The organism is Pseudomonas trutticola BRTCR10 (genome assembly GCF_056155105.1).
Genome location: NZ_CM149552.1, coordinates 5,284,089 through 5,298,731, shown reverse-complemented (window position 1 = coordinate 5,298,731; position 14,643 = coordinate 5,284,089). Strand labels below are relative to the sequence as shown.

The 14,643-nt window shown below is 59.3% G+C and carries 13 protein-coding genes; 7 read left to right on the top strand and 6 right to left on the bottom strand.

Annotated elements, in window-relative coordinates; translation table 11 throughout:
* Positions 1 to 85 precede the first annotated feature (85 nt).
* The 4 genes from ACVVH8_RS23970 to ACVVH8_RS23955 all read right to left on the bottom strand — a co-directional run bounded on the left by ACVVH8_RS23970 (position 86) and on the right by ACVVH8_RS23955 (position 5,733).
* The gene (locus tag ACVVH8_RS23970) at positions 86 to 538 is read right to left on the bottom strand and encodes a hypothetical protein (RefSeq protein ID WP_475226702.1); all 453 of its coding nucleotides are present in this window, start codon (positions 536 to 538) and stop codon (positions 86 to 88) included.
* A gap of 292 nt (positions 539 to 830) precedes the next feature.
* Positions 831 to 1,196, bottom strand: a complete 366-nt coding sequence (locus ACVVH8_RS23965) for a DUF6124 family protein (RefSeq protein WP_475226699.1) — start codon at positions 1,194 to 1,196, stop codon at positions 831 to 833.
* A 526-nt stretch (positions 1,197 to 1,722) separates the two neighbouring features.
* Positions 1,723 to 4,134: a glucose/quinate/shikimate family membrane-bound PQQ-dependent dehydrogenase gene (locus ACVVH8_RS23960; RefSeq protein ID WP_103304576.1), complete on the bottom strand. Its 2,412-nt coding sequence runs from the start codon at positions 4,132 to 4,134 to the stop codon at positions 1,723 to 1,725.
* Between the two features lie 237 nt (positions 4,135 to 4,371).
* Positions 4,372 to 5,733, bottom strand: coding sequence for a carbohydrate porin (locus ACVVH8_RS23955; RefSeq protein ID WP_103304577.1), 1,362 nt, complete (start codon positions 5,731 to 5,733; stop codon positions 4,372 to 4,374).
* Positions 5,734 to 6,033: 300 nt separating this feature from the next.
* Here ACVVH8_RS23955 and ACVVH8_RS23950 point away from each other — a divergent pair, with 300 nt between their 5' ends.
* Positions 6,034 to 6,264, top strand: coding sequence for a VF530 family protein (locus tag ACVVH8_RS23950; protein WP_103304578.1), 231 nt, complete (start codon positions 6,034 to 6,036; stop codon positions 6,262 to 6,264).
* A gap of 1 nt (position 6,265) precedes the next feature.
* On the top strand, positions 6,266 to 6,904 hold the full coding sequence (locus ACVVH8_RS23945) for a Pr6Pr family membrane protein (protein ID WP_213026491.1): 639 nt from the start codon (positions 6,266 to 6,268) through the stop codon (positions 6,902 to 6,904).
* A gap of 187 nt (positions 6,905 to 7,091) precedes the next feature.
* Here the strand turns inward: ACVVH8_RS23945 and ACVVH8_RS23940 are convergent, their stop codons facing one another.
* Positions 7,092 to 7,877, bottom strand: a complete 786-nt coding sequence (locus ACVVH8_RS23940) for a siderophore-interacting protein (RefSeq protein WP_213026490.1) — start codon at positions 7,875 to 7,877, stop codon at positions 7,092 to 7,094.
* A complete protein-coding gene (locus tag ACVVH8_RS23935) occupies positions 7,874 to 8,449 on the bottom strand; it encodes a PadR family transcriptional regulator (protein ID WP_103304581.1) in 576 nt (191 codons plus the stop codon). The genes ACVVH8_RS23940 and ACVVH8_RS23935 overlap by 4 nt, the downstream gene beginning before the upstream one ends.
* Positions 8,450 to 8,946: 497 nt before the next feature.
* Here ACVVH8_RS23935 and ACVVH8_RS23930 point away from each other — a divergent pair, with 497 nt between their 5' ends.
* The 5 genes from ACVVH8_RS23930 to ACVVH8_RS23910 all read left to right on the top strand — a co-directional run bounded on the left by ACVVH8_RS23930 (position 8,947) and on the right by ACVVH8_RS23910 (position 14,613).
* A complete protein-coding gene (locus ACVVH8_RS23930; protein WP_103304582.1) occupies positions 8,947 to 9,438 on the top strand; it encodes a CS1 type fimbrial major subunit in 492 nt (163 codons plus the stop codon).
* Between the two features lie 111 nt (positions 9,439 to 9,549).
* Positions 9,550 to 12,072 carry a TcfC E-set like domain-containing protein gene (locus tag ACVVH8_RS23925; RefSeq protein WP_213026489.1) on the top strand — a complete coding sequence of 841 codons (2,523 nt, stop codon included), beginning with the start codon at positions 9,550 to 9,552 and terminating at the stop codon, positions 12,070 to 12,072.
* 4 nt (positions 12,073 to 12,076) lie between these two features.
* Positions 12,077 to 13,291, top strand: coding sequence for a hypothetical protein (locus ACVVH8_RS23920; RefSeq protein WP_315446727.1), 1,215 nt, complete (start codon positions 12,077 to 12,079; stop codon positions 13,289 to 13,291).
* A gap of 44 nt (positions 13,292 to 13,335) precedes the next feature.
* Entirely contained in the window at positions 13,336 to 14,079 is a 744-nt protein-coding gene (locus tag ACVVH8_RS23915) for a pilus assembly protein (RefSeq protein ID WP_103304585.1), read from the top strand.
* A gap of 33 nt (positions 14,080 to 14,112) precedes the next feature.
* A complete protein-coding gene (locus tag ACVVH8_RS23910) occupies positions 14,113 to 14,613 on the top strand; it encodes a CS1 type fimbrial major subunit (protein WP_146041242.1) in 501 nt (166 codons plus the stop codon).
* Positions 14,614 to 14,643: the final 30 nt, after the last annotated feature.

Sequence of the window (14,643 nt, the reverse complement as noted above, 5' to 3'; positions counted from 1 at the left end):
TTCATTGAGTGAGATGAGCCAGTTCGTGTCCGTTTGGCCGGGCAGAAAATGCAGGATTGACCCGACTACAAATCTGATCCGTATGTCAGACAGGCCACGTCAGTTCCTGCAGCAAAAAGAACCCGCTACCCGTGAGTTCACGCGTTTCTTCACCGTGGAGTGCCTTCCCGGATAGTTTGAATCCATCGAGCGAGTATCGGTAAAGGTTGGAGTTGAGTTGGGTCACCGCAATGGCCGAAACGGATGTCAGGTCATACTGATAAACCTGAATACCGCGTTCGGTAACGACGCTTTCAGAGTAGCCAGAGATAGTGGGGGTCAGCAGCTTGCGAAGTGAGATCGAGAAGGTTCTTTTGCCCGACAAAGTCCCGTTTTCCTGAAAAGAAAAATTGTACCCACCCAACGGGTTGAAGGACACGGAAGTGGCTGTTGTAGTGTAACTGGCCAGATTGACCGGCGTACCGCCAATGGTGCCTTTCACATCAATCATAAGAGAGCCATTTGCGAAGACTGCTGGCGATGCCTTTGGATTTGTCATGGGCGCTTCCTTTGAATAATTCAGTTGGAGAAGGAAGTCTGAGAGAGCGGGTAAAAATAGTGAACTGTCATATCTGACAGGTTTTTATATCTTTTCGCGATGGTTTTTTTTGAGAGGGGTTATATAGGGCCAGGATGATCAAGCCTGGGCATTCGTGCTCGCGAAATTGGTGTGTCAGCCACCCTGCATATTGAGCGCTACTGTGAACGAGCGCATAGAAAACCGTGCGCCTGAAATGGATGTGCGATTGCAGGTGATTGCACATCTATTTCAGGCGCAGGGCTTATCATTCTCAACTTTGTGAAGGGATTTCAAGGTTATCCAGCACACGATTGACCGCCAGTTCGGCGAGCATGATGATTTGCTGGATTGCCATAATCGTGCGCCGCTGCGGCAGGTCGATGTAGGCGGCGATGTCGCTGGTCATGAGGCTCGCTTGTGCCAGTGATTCGCAGGCGTGGACCAGCAGGCTTTCGCTGTCCTGATCGGGCGCGATCTGGAACATGGTGCTGGGTTTGTGGAAGCGCAGGGTTAACGCGTTGGGTTTGAGGTAGTGGTCGAGGGCGCGTTCGGCGGCTTCGTGGAATTTCTTCGAATCGGGGGATTCGTAGGGCGAGGTGTCGTTGTTTTCGGGCGGATTGGGTGTTGGCTTTTTCATGGTGAATACTCAGTTGGTGAAAGTGGGGCTGCCTTCGATTGCCGCGACGCAATCTGAGGTGGCAGCTGTACGCGGGTTCGCGGACCGATAACTGAGAAATCGGCATACCTCCAAGAAGGTATCCCGCGCACAGCCGCCATGACACAGACAAACAGCACCGAGGTGCCGTCAGGTTGGCGATTATGCATCAGTTATCGGGCCGCGACGCCCGTTCGCTGAATTTGCAGCGACCCCCCGAGCCTATCTAGCCGATTTCCGAGGCACAACCGACACGACTTGTCGGAAATCTCCCTGCAACTCCCTGCATCTGTAGGACAAGAACAATTCCTACAACCAACGCTGATCAAACTGTGGGAGCTGGCTTGCCAGCGATGGCGTTCTTCCAGCCGGCATATGTGCCGGCTGACCCGACGCTATCGCTGGCAAGCCAGCTCCCACAGGTTTCTCCAGAGGATTCAAAATTGGCAGGCACAAAAAAGGCGATGCCCCTTTCGGGACATCGCCTTCTTGTTACCGCCGCTGAATCTTACTCCGGCAGTTTGTACGCAATCACATAGTCACCCATCTTGGTGCCCAGCGAGCCGTGACCGCCGACAACCAGCAGCACGTATTGCTTGCCGTCCTTGCCGGTGTAGGTCATCGGAGTCGCTTGGCCACCTGCCGGCAGACGCGATTTCCACAACTCTTTACCAGAGTTCACGTCGTACGCGCGCAGGTACTGGTCGAGGGTGCCGCTGAGGAAGCCGACGCCGCCCGCAGTCACCATCGAGCCGCCCATGCTTGGCACGCCCAGGGTGAAGCCGATCGGGATTGGCGAGCTGTCGCGGCTGGTGCCGTTTTTGCGTTTCCACACGACTTTGCTGGTAGTCAGGTCGATACCGGCGACGTAGCCCCAGGCCGGGGCCTGGCACGGTACGCCGAATGGCGACATGAATGGGTGCATGATCACCGCGTATGGCGCGCCGGTGTTCGGTTGCACGCCAGCGGTTTCGCTTTCGCGTTTGCTGCCGGCGGCGACTTGCTCGCGTGGCACCATTTTCGAAACGAAGGCCATGTAGTTCGGGCTGGTAAACAGCATTTGGCGAACCGGATCGACCGAGACGCCGCCCCAGTTGAACACGCCGACGTTACCCGGGTAGATCAGGCTGCCCTGTTCCGACGGCGGGGTGTACTGGCCTTCGTAACGCAGTTCCTTGAACTGGATGCGGCACAGCATCTGGTCGAACGGGCTCGCGCCCCACATGGCTTTTTCGGTCAGTTCCGGGGCCAGCAGGTTGAGGTCCGAACGGGCCTGGGTCGGTGCGGTGTGGTCGCCTTTCACGGCGCCCTGCGGTACCGGGATTTCCTTGATCGGGATGATCGGCGTGCCGTCACGACGGTCGAGGACGTACAGGCTGCCCTGTTTGGTCGGGGCGATCAGCGCAGGTTTCACGCCGTCGGCGGTTTTCATGTCGAGCAGGGTTGGCTGGCTGCCAACGTCCATGTCCCACAGGTCGTGGTGGGTGAACTGGTAGTTCCAGCGCACTTTACCGGTGGCCAGGTCCAGGGCTACAACACCGGCGCTGAATTTCTCGGCGCCCGGGGTGCGGTCAGCGCCCCACTGGTCTGGGGTCTGGTTGCCCAGTGGCAGGTAAACCATGCCGAGTTTTTCGTCGACGCTGGCCAGCGACCACATGTTGGCCGAGTTGCGGCTGTATGTTTCGCCCGGTGCCAAAGGCTCGGTGGCGTCTGGCTTGTCGCTGTCCCAGTTCCACACGAGGTGGCCGTCGCGCACGTCGAAGGCGCGGATCACGCCCGATGGCTCGTTGGTCGATTCGTTGTCGGTCACGTGACCGCCCATGATCACCAGATCACGGGTAATCGCCGCTGGCGAGGTGGAGTAGTAACCACCGGCAGTGAACGGGCCGATGCCTTGGGTCAGGTCGACCACACCGTTTTTGCCGAAGCCTTCGCAGATCTTGCCGGTGTCGGCGTTCAGAGCGATCAGACGGGCATCAGCGGTTGGCAGGTACAGGCGACGCGGGCAAGCCTGAGCAACGGCTTTGCCGGCTTCCGAAATCACCGCGGAAGCAGCGTTTTCAGTTTTGGCGTACGCAGCTTCGTCGTAGTACGACACGCCACGGCAGGTCATGTGCGCGAAGCCTTTGAAGCCGACCGGGCTCTTGATCTGCGGGTCGAAGCGCCACAGTTCTTTGCCGGTGTCCGGGTCCAGGGCCAGCACTTTGCTGTGCGCGGTGCAGGCGTAGATCATGCCGTTGGCTTTCAGCGGAGTGTTTTCGTTGGTCAGTTCGACCGGGTCATCGGCAGTCGGCAGGTCGCCGGTCTGGATGCGCCAGGCTTCTTGCAGCTTGCCGACGTTGGCCGGGGTGATCTGCTTCAGCGGCGAGTAGCGGTCACCGAACTCGGTGCGGCCATAGGCCTGCCAGTCGCCATCCGGCATGGCTGGCGCGGTGCTGGTGGTGTCCGCAGTGTCGCGGCCCAGCTCGCCGAAGGTTTCGCCCGGGTGGGTGAACAGGCTGGCCAGTGCGGTGAGGCCGGCCAGGATCACGGCCACGGTCAAACCGCCGGTGCCCATTGGCGCAGGGCCTGCGAGCAGCAGCGGACGACGGAACCACGGCAGCAACATCACGAAGCCGAGGACGAACCACAGGGCCAGACGTGGCACCAGTTGCCACCAGTCCAGACCGACTTCCCACAGCGCCCAAACGGTGCTGGCAAACAAGACGATGGCGTACAGGCCCAGCGCCGCACGACGACGCATCAGCATCAGAATGCCGCTCAGCGCGATGCCGATACCGGCCAGCAGGTAGTACAGCGAGCCGCCGAGCATGCTCAGCTTGACCCCACCGGCCAACATGGCCAGGCCCATCAGTAGAAGCAGAATGCCGAGCAGGCTCGGTAGCAGACGGCCCCGACTCGAAGCACTTTCGGTGCTCATAGTGTGATTCTCCGTGACGTTTATGTAGTCCCGCGCTGTAGTCACTTTAGATGACGATTTGGCACAGGCATGGTTCAGATAAAAACTTGTGTAGCTAACGAATTTTCTTCGATCCCTGTGGGAGCTGCGGTGCGACGATTCGACTTGCCAGCGATGGCGGCGTGTCAGCCGACGAAGATGTCGACTGTGAAATCGCATCGCTGGCAAGCCAGCTCCCACAGGTTTTTGTGGTGTCGGTTAGAACGAGGACTGGATCTTCAGTCCTGCGATCAGCGCGTCGTCGACCTTGTCCACGCCACCGGGGTGGCGGATGTATTGCAGGTTCGGGCGCACGGTCAGCCAGTTCGTCACGTGCACGCCGTAATACAGTTCGGCGCTGTATTCGGTGTCTTGTGGCGGCAGGAAGGACGGATCGTCGTAGTCGTAAACGGCGTTGGCGCGGTTGCTTGCTTCGGCGTTTTTGCGGAAGGCCGGGTTGACGTGCACGCGGGCCAGGGCGAAACCGATGTCATCCTTGGCGCGAGCGTCGAACGGGCCTTTGTAGGTGATGCCGGCCTGCACGTAGTTGTCGATGGCGTTGGTTTTCTTGTCGTGCATCGTGCCGTTGGCGAATACGCTCAGGCCGCGCGAGTGGTCGCTGGCGACGCTGGTGATTTGCTGCTGAATGCCCAGCCACACGCCGTGTTTGCTCGACGCGCTGCGATAGGCTTCACCGCTCAACGCTGCCGGTTGGCCATTGTTGTCTTTATAGACGTCGCTGGCCTTGGCGTTGCTGTAGTAATAGCCGGCGCGGTATTCGCCCGGCAGGCCGTTGAGCTTCGGCGTCCACACCAGTTCGATTGGCAGGATTGCGCCTTGGGTGCCGCTGCCGCTGAGTTTGAAACCGTTGCCGCGATCAAGGTTCGACGGGTTCTGCTCATACGCGCCGACCTGGGCGTACAACTCCGGCGTCAGATGGTATTTGACGCGCATCGCCCACTGGCTGACCGGCCAGTTGTACCAGATGCCGCCGACCCAGTTGCCGACCTGCGAGCCGCAGAACGCCAGGTTCTGGAAGTCGCACGGGAAGCTGTTGAAGTCTTCGCCTTCGCCGAAGCGGCCGACCTTGATGTCGAGTTTCTGATCGAAGAATTTCTGCTGGTACCACATCTGCGTCAGGCGCGTGGTCTGGCCACGGCCCCAGACTTCCTGGGCCGAGGTGAAGCCGCCGACGCGTGGATCGTTGATGCGGTCGTTGCTGATGTTGTTGCCGCTGCGTTTGGTAATGGTCAGTTGAAACTCGGCATCGTCCCAGCCGAGGATCTTTTGCAGGTCCAGGTGCGTACCGAGGCCGAACTGATCGCTGTAGCGCGCGGTGCGATCGTGGTCATAGCCACCGTGCAGGTTGCTGCCCATTTCGCCGGTGTAATCGAGTTTGAAGTCGTAGCCTTTTTCCGAGAGTTGGGTGCGCGTGCCGTTCCAGTCACCGAGCATGTACGGTGATTCACTGTCGAACGCGGGAGCCGCTTGAACGCAGGTGGCGAGACCCAGAGCGGTGCAGCCGCCAAGGGTGCGCAGGGTCGAGATAGCGCTGTCTCGGGAGAAGGAAAAATCGGGCATGGAGAAGTCTTTTTTGGGTGTTTTCGGGGTGCGGACCGAGCGCTTCAAAATGTCGCAGGCAGTGAAGCGTTTCAGCCGAAGGGCGGCAGGATAATGATCTGTAACAAAAAGACAAAGGGGTTTTGCTGACATGCAGCCTTTCGGATTCGGTAACAGTGCGGCAAACGGGCGCATTGTCGGGCCGTGCGCAGGCTGCGATCTTCTCGGGTTGGCCTACATTTGAAGGAAGGCCTTCCACCCGACCACCCCCTCGGCTAAGGTGCGCGGCTTCTGCATTTTCACTTCGCCCAAAGGCCAGGCATGAACGAACAATCCCCCGATCCGCTGCACGGCGTGACCCTCGAACAGATCCTCACCGCGCTGGTGGCCCACTACGAATGGTCGGGGCTGGCCGAACGCATCGACATCCGTTGCTTCAAGAGCGATCCGAGCATCAAGTCGAGCCTGACGTTTTTGCGTAAAACCCCGTGGGCGCGGGAGAAGGTCGAACGTCTGTACGTGAAATTGATGCGCACCAAGCGCCCGGTCTGAAATGGACGCCGTGTGGCGCCGACGCCTGATCACTTGTGCAGCCGTACTGGGCTGGGCGGGGTTGGGTATTCAGCTTTACCTGATCTTCTTTGCGCGCTTGAGTGTTGGCGCCAGCCTGTTGGTCGGGGTGGTGAGCTTCTTCAGTTACTTCACGATTCTGACGAATACGCTGGTGGCGACGGTGTTGACCTGTGCCGTGACGGAGCGTGAATCCGCCGCCCGGCGCTGGTTTTTACAGCCGTGGGTGAGCAGTGGCATTGCCGTGAGCATTGTGGTGGTCGGCCTCGCCTACAGCATTTTGTTGCGGCACTTGTGGCATCCCCAAGGTTGGCAATTTATCGCCGATGAACTGCTGCACGATGTGATGCCGTTGCTGTTTCTGGGCTATTGGTGGTTTTGCGTGCCGAAAGGCACTTTGCGCCTGGGCCATCTGCCGTTGTGGCTGACTTATCCGTTGGTGTATTTCATCTATGCCTTGCTGCGCGGGCATTTGCTCGGCGCGTATGCGTATCCGTTCATTGATGTGGCGGTGCTCGGTTATCCGCAGGTGTTGATCAATGCCGGGGGGATATTGGTGGGGTTTGTGCTGATTGCGCTGGCGCTGATCGGCCTCGACCGATTGCGCGGATCGCAGTCCTGAATGCATGCAAACCTGTGGCTAGGGGATTTATCCCCGATGGGGCGCGGAGCGGCCCTGAAACCTGCCTCCGCAGATTACCTGGCTCACCGTGGTGCAGGTTCTGGGGCCGCTGCGCAGCCCATCGGGGATAAATCCCCTCGCCACAATTGAGTTCACACCTCAAAGGGAGGTGTGAATACCCAAAGAGTCATTCCTCTTCGGAAGTGCCCTCGGCGCGCCAGTAGCCGACGGCTTTGACAAGCTTTTCATCGAGCCCATGCTCATCCAGCAGCACCCGGCGAATCTGCCGTGAAACCTTGGTCTCGGTCGCCACCCACGCATACAGATTGCCTTTCGGTACCTGCAACTGCTTCACGGTGGTCAGCAGGTTGTCCTTGCCGCCCTCACGCAAGACCCAGATCACATTGACCTGCGCCGCGCTCTCCAGCACTTGTTGCTCGCGCCCGTTTTCCACTTCGATCACCACCAGCGCCTTGCGATTGGCGGCCAGGCCTTCGAGGCGGCGGGCGATGGCGGGGAGCGCGGTTTCGTCACCGATCAGCAGGTAGCTGTCGAAGATGTCCGGCACGATCATCGAACCGCGCGGCCCGCCGATGTGCAGGAATTGCCCGGGTTTGGCCTGTTCCGCCCAAGTCGAGGCCGGCCCGTCGCCGTGGAGGACGAAGTCGATGTCCAGTTCAAGCTTTTCGAGGTCGTAGCGACGCGGGGTGTAGTCGCGCATCTCGGGCATCGGGCCGTCGTTCTTGCCGCCGAGTACCATGGTTTCCAGGGCGGCGGTTTGTTCAGCGTTCTGCGGGAACAGCAATTTCACATGATCATCGGTGCCGAGGCTGATGAACCCGGCCAGCTCCGGCCCACCGAGGGTGATGCGACGCATGCGCGGGGTCAGGTCGACCACGCGCAGCACTTCGAGGCGACGGCGTTTGATTTCGTGCATCACGCGGTGAATGGTTTGGCTATCGACTGCAGTCATTCGGCTTTCTCCGGGGCAGGTTGAACGGCGGGGCCGTCGACGATGGCTTTGGCGGTGTCGTTGAGCAGGTCACGCACGCGCAGGATTTCTTCCGGGCTCCAGCGCCCGTGGTGCAGTTGCAGGGCATGGCGCAAGTTGTGCACCGCCTCGTGGATTTCCGGCGGCCGGTCATGGCCGCGCAACGAACGCTTGCTGACGTCGATGCGCATGCGCACGCCATCGAGGGCCACGGCCTGTTCACTCAAGGACAAACGGCCTGCTTCGGTGACGCTGTAGCGTTTTTTGCCGCCCTCGGCGTCGCCGCTGATCAGTTCGCTTTCTTCCAGGAAGGTCAGGGTCGGATAAATCACGCCGGGGCTCGGGCTGTACGCGCCATCGAACATGCCTTCGATCTGGCGGATCAGGTCGTAGCCGTGGCACGGCTGTTCGGCGACCAGTGCCAGCAGTAGCAATTTCAGGTCACCGGGGGCGAATACTCGCGGGCCACGGCCGCCGCGTTCACGCCCGGGGCGCTTTTCGAAGCCGTCGCGGCCATCACCGTGTTCGCGGTGGGGGGAATGATGGTCTCTCATTTCTGTCTTCTCTCGTCATGTTTAGATACAACTTAAGATATATCTTAATGCTGGCGCAAGAGGTTTTTTCCCCATCCTCAGGGCCGCTGACGAGCGGCGACCTCCTGAGAAAATGCAACAGGTCAATTTTCGCGAAGGTGTCTTGATGGATAACCTTGAAGTTAAAGTCATCACTCTATTTAATCGAGCAAGTATTCTAAAGTTTTAACTAAGTACTGCTATATCTGGGCGAAGTTGCTGTATGGTTTTTTAACTGAATCTGTATGTAGGGCATAACTTACAGTCACTGTTTTGAATATCGTTTTTTTGTTCTTTTTTCTTGCGGGTCATGAGGTTGTTGAACTACGAGGTTATCGGAAGTTACTTGCTTACTTTCCAGAGACAACAGTCGATGATGCCCCGGCATTGAGAGTTCAAGTTGACCTGGCTCAACTCCCCTGAGGGTTTTCCTGAACTTTCAATTCTTCCTTCTCATCAAGAAAACAAGGTACTGAACGATGTTCAAGAAAATCGCAATCGCTGCTCCGTTGGCTCTTCTGGCACTGGGTTCCTCGGGAGCGTTCGCCGCTGGTGAAGCCGCTCACTCCATCAACATCGTCGCCCATGTGCCGACCAACGGCTTTTACGTGGTGCCGACCGATCCTGAACTGGTCAACAAGGATCAGGACATGAGCTTCCAGCCGGGCAGCGGCAAGATGCGTGAAGTCAACGGCTTCTTCGATGTGCGCAACAACAACGGTTCGGTTCATGCCAGCCTCGACAGCGCACCAAAACTCATTTCGGGTTCAAACAGCATCGACCTGAAAGTCGAGATCAATAACAAGACCCTGACCCTGACCCCACAGGAAGTTGTCGGTGAGGAGGAGTCGAACGTCAACTTCCGTGCGCCGCTGAAGATCAGCGTTATCGGTTCGACTTTCAACCCGGGTGATTACACCGGCGTTGTCGCCATGACGTTCGACGCTGTTCCGCCGGTCGGCACGCCTTGATCGGCTGATCAGGCATTACGCGCCCATTGTTCAACGGGCGCTGCCCGCCGGGACAGGCAGCCACTGCCTGGCTCGGCGGACTTCCATTGTTCGTAATCAGAGTAAGAGTTCATGTTCCCGATGACACCCATCGCGGCTGCGCTTGCGCTGTTGTTTTGTGCCAGCGCAGCCGTGGCTTCCAACTCCGCCGGCACCACGCCGCGAAGTCTGTTGGCCCAGGCCAAAGGCCTGCCGGCGGATTTCGAGGAGCATTTCTTTGATGTGCCTCTGGCGGTTCGGGTCGAGCTCGATCATCAGCCTCTGGGCGAGGCGCTGGTGGTGTTGTCCCGCGATGATCGCATCACCCTGCTCGAGTTCACCGACACCAGCGAAAACCGCTTCGGCCCCGCCGAACGGGAAAAGTGGGCGGCCTATCTGAAGCCGGGTGTGGCCTTGGGCAACTGCACCGGTTCCTGCCCGGATCAAGTGCTGGCGGTGCACTACAACCTGGAAAACTCACAGGTGTCGATCCTCACCGAAAACGCCGAACGCGACGTTGAAGCCAAGCGTTACTACGAACAGCCCGAAGGCGGCAGCAACGGCTTGATGGTGCGCAATCAGCTCAACCTCAACGGCGGTCAGGATCAGGACCTGGGTGGCCGTTTCGGCCTCGAAGCCAGCAGCAGTCTGGGTAACTGGAGTCAGACGCTCAACCTGCAACTGTCACGTCTCGGTGGCCCGGACGACAAGCTTTACCACGCGGTACATGAATTGCACACCCAGCGCGAACTGCAAGGCAGTTTTTTCCGCCTGGGCTATTTCACCCCCAATTCCGAAGGTCTGACCCGCCAGCCGCGCACGTTCGGCACCAGCCCCGACACGGCGGTCGGCGTGATGTACGGCAGTTCCGACAGCCTCGCGATCAATAACCCCAAGCCCAGCGTGTACCCGATCTACGTCACCGCCAATCGGCAGGGCTCGGTGGAGATTTACCGCGATGGCCTGTTGATCAATACCCAATCGGTGCCCGCCGGTCTGCAGACCCTCGATACTCGACCGTTACCCGGCGGCATCTATGAAGTGGAAGTGCGCCTGATCGAAGACGGCCAGATCACTTCCACCACTCAGGAGCTGGTCTACAAGCCGAACAACTGGCGCAACCTCGACGAGCGCTGGCGCTACAACGTGTTTGCCGGCGAAGAAAGCAAATTGCTGAGCAACTGGGACACGCAGTCCAGCGGCAGCCCCACGGCCGGTGCGTCGGTCAATTACTTGATGCACCCGCGCGTGATTCTCGGCCTGTCGGCGCGGCAGGTCCGCGAAAAACTGCAATACGGCACGTCCGTCGACTGGACGCTGGCCAATCACCTCAGCCTGTTCGCCAACGTCTACAAGACCGAGGATTACGGCACCGGCCTGGACCTGCAAAGTCTTTACAACTATGGATCCGGCAGCCTGGTGATCAGCCACAACCGCAGTTGGCTCGACACCACCAACACCTACGACACCTTGCCCGACGGCACGCGTATTCGCCCGCGCAACGTGTTTATCGGCCAGACCAGTAATTCGTCGCTGGCGCTCAACCACCGGCTCAGCAGCAAGAATTCGCTCAACGCCCGGGTGTCGCACAGCGAGGGCAACGTTGAAGGTGCCGGCCTGGATCTGGGCTGGACGCAGCGCACGGTGTTGTTCGGCAGTGATGCCAGTTGGCGCTTGTCGGTGTTTGATCGGCCGGGCAGTTACAGCAGCGGCGATGCGCGCAATCGCGGGGTTGACCTGAGCGTCAATCTGGCGCTCGGTGCGCCCGGCCAGCAGATCACCGGCAGCATCGGCTCGCGCACGGCGCGCGATGGAAAACGGGACAACAACGGTTCGATCGGCTGGCGCAAGGATCTCAAGGATCATGTGCTGCAAAGCGTTTCGGTCACGGCGCTGACCGACACCTACGGCCTCGGCATGTCCAGCCTGGCGAACTTCCGTACCGATACGGTGAATGGCGACGGCTTCGTTCAGCGCTCCTCCTACAACGGCAATTTCACCGGTGGCCTCAACGTCGACAGCACCCTGGTAATCGGGGGCCAGCAGATGCTGCTGACCAGTCAGAACGAGATGCGCGGTGCCGGGTTGATTGTCGACGTCGAGTCGGACATCGAAAACATCGCCTTGCGTGCCGACGACTTCAGCGGTGGCAGCGCCGCTTTGAAACCGGGGCGCAATTTCATCCCGATCACCGCTTACCAGAACAGCTCGGTGAGTTTCGACTTTGAAGGCAACCACGTACCGGCGGCGACCATTGCCCCGGCGCGTACCCGTTATCACTTGAACAAGGGCGGGGTCGAGTACCGCAAGATTCGCGTGATGAAAACCCTCACCGTGCTTGGTCGTCTGGTTGACGCGCAAGGCCGGCCGCTCAAGGGCCACCACGTGATCAACCACGCCAGCCGTGGCGTGACCGAGGTCGACGGCTTCTTCTCGATGGAAATGAACGCGGGCTCGCCGACCCTCGAAGTGCGCCGGGATAACCAGCTGCTCTGCCAGTTCCGCCTTGTGGAGAACCAGCACCGAAGTGAAAACAACGTGCTGATGATCGGCGATCTGCGCTGCACGCCAGATACCCTGGCCGATGTCACCTCCACCGAACAGAAGGCGGGCTGATTAGATGAAAAGATTCACATGTGGTCTTGGCCTGTGCCTGGTGATGGCCACGCCGGCAATCGAAGCCGCCAGTCGCGAGATTCGCGCGTTGTTTCAGCCGGATTCGTCGCAACCGAACAAGAACGTGTTCGTCAACCAGACGCCGAACAGCGGCTACTGTGCCAACTACCCGTCCGAGTGCAGGGACAACAATATGTTCAGCATCCAGTTGCCGGTGCGCTTCGATTCCTTGCGGGCGTTAATGCCCAACGACAGCATTGATGTGCGGGTACCGGCCAATTGGCGACCGTTGACCGTGACCAATGCCGAAACCGGGGAAGCCGAAACGGTGGAAGTGCGGATCATCGGCATCGGCTCCAATTTCGTCCTGAGTCATCCAGCGGCCAATTTGGTGGGCGTCACCGACATACTTGAAGGGCATCAGAAACTCTGGACCGGCAGCAGTTGGGTATATGCGCCTGCGCCATGTCAGTACAGCGGCGTCGGCGCCTTCAATCCGTCAGCTTATTGGTTTTTCTGGAAAGCGCCGGTTGAGGCGGCGTGTAGCAAAGTCGCCGCGTACACCATTCCATCGATGTACTTCGACACCCTCGATTTCGCCTATGAACTGCGCACGCCCAATCCGCTGAGCATGTCTTCCGGTCTGTACACCGGTTCGATGACATATTCCCTGGGACCCACCGGTGACTTCAGTCTGGGCCCGTTGATGGTGCCCAATGACGGCGTTCTGAATCTGGATTTCGTGCTCGACGTGCAGCACACCCTCAAAGTCGATCTGCCGCCGGGCGGCGATCGCGTCACGCTGGAGCCCGAAGGCGGCTGGATGCGCTGGATCGCCAGCGGCCAGAAGCCGACCAAGATCTACCGTGACCAACCGTTCTACCTGTCTGCCTCGTCGCGTTTCAAGGTCATGATCCTGTGCAACTCGACCGGCGGTCCGCGCTGCAAGATGATCAGCCCGAAAGGCAACTCCACCGAAGTCATAACCCAACTCACGCTGCCCCCCGGAATCACCGGTCCGGGCGGTGGCGACGTGAAGTTGCTCCAGTTGCAATACAACCACTGGAGCGGTCCCTTCCAGCCAAGCATCTATGTAGACCGCAAGGTCGGTTCGCTGCGTTTCGAAATGCCCAAAGACGCGATCGACTTTGTTCTCCGCCCGGGGCTCAGCGACACGTTCACCGGCAATATCACGGTTATCTGGGATTCCGAAGTGTGAACGCTCCGGGCTGGACCTATTGATTTTTCATGGAGTTGAAGACGATGAAGCGTGGTTTTTTGCTGGGCGTGCTCAGTGTGTTTGGCCTGACGGCGCAGGCTGGTCCGCAGATCAATGTGGGGACGGTGTACGACTATCTGGACGCCGATAAAAGTACGTATTTGAAACGGATATTCAACAGCGGTGACGCGACGGCGTTCGTCAAGGTCAATGTCCTCGAAATCGTCTATGGCGCCGATGGCACACCGCAGGAAATTGCCGTCGAGAACGCCGCTGACGGCGCCTCACGCAACGGCGTCATGGCCAGTCCGGCGCGGTTGATCGTGCCGTCCCAAGGCATGCAGGGCACGCGTTTGCTGTACATGGGTGAGCGTGATCGCGAGCGCTATTTCCGCGTGCGTTTCGTGCCGGTGGTGCCGGAAAAGGAAGACGAGTTTGCGGTTAACAACGAGGAGCGCGAGGACTATAAAAAGGCCCTGAGCGCCGGGGTTAACGTGATGACCGGGTTCGGCACGATCTTTTTCGTGCGGCCCCGGGATGCGCGTTTTGCCACCGCGATCAATGAAACCGACAGCCGCTACGAATTGCGCAACAACGGCAACACCGTGGTGATCATTGACGAGTTCAAAAGCTGCGCGTTGACCAATGAAGCCGACTGCGGCGCAACGACCAAACACCATGTACTGGCCGGCAAGTCCTTCGCCTTCGATAAAGAGAAGGGCCGTCAGTATCGCTTCTTTCTGATCGAGGGCGCCGAGAAGAAGGTCCTGAAGGTCAGCAGTCGCTAGACCTGTTCTCCATTGACGCAACGGGTAACCCACATGATCAAGCAATGCACCGTCGCCGCTGTGATGGTCGCGGCGGCCCTGACGGCCACCGCGACATGGGCGGCCCGCGAAGAGCACACCTTCGAGGTCTCGCTGACCGTGCCCAGTCGGCCGTTTTACGTCATTCCGGCGGAGCCCGACTGGATTCACCGGCCACAGCGGCTCGACTGGAATTACGTCACCTCAAGCCTGGGCAGCGTGCACAAGAATTTCGACGTACGTCACGACACCAGTGCGATCGAAGCGCGCCTGGAAGCCGTGCCCTACCTGTCCAACGGCAGGGCTGGTGAGGATATCGAATTGCGCGTCGCCTTCAATGGCGTGCCATTGAGCGCAGAGATGCCGCCGCGCCAGGTGGTTTCCCAAGAGGAAGCGGCGGCGGGCAAACGCGTGCTGCTGGAAATCGATCCGGTCAAACCCGCCGGGGGGTATCGCCCCGGCGAGTACAGCGGCAATGTGCTGTTGTTGTTCAATGCCAGGGCGCCCGGTGCGTGAGTCGTATCTTTCAGCGCTTGTTGTCGCGCA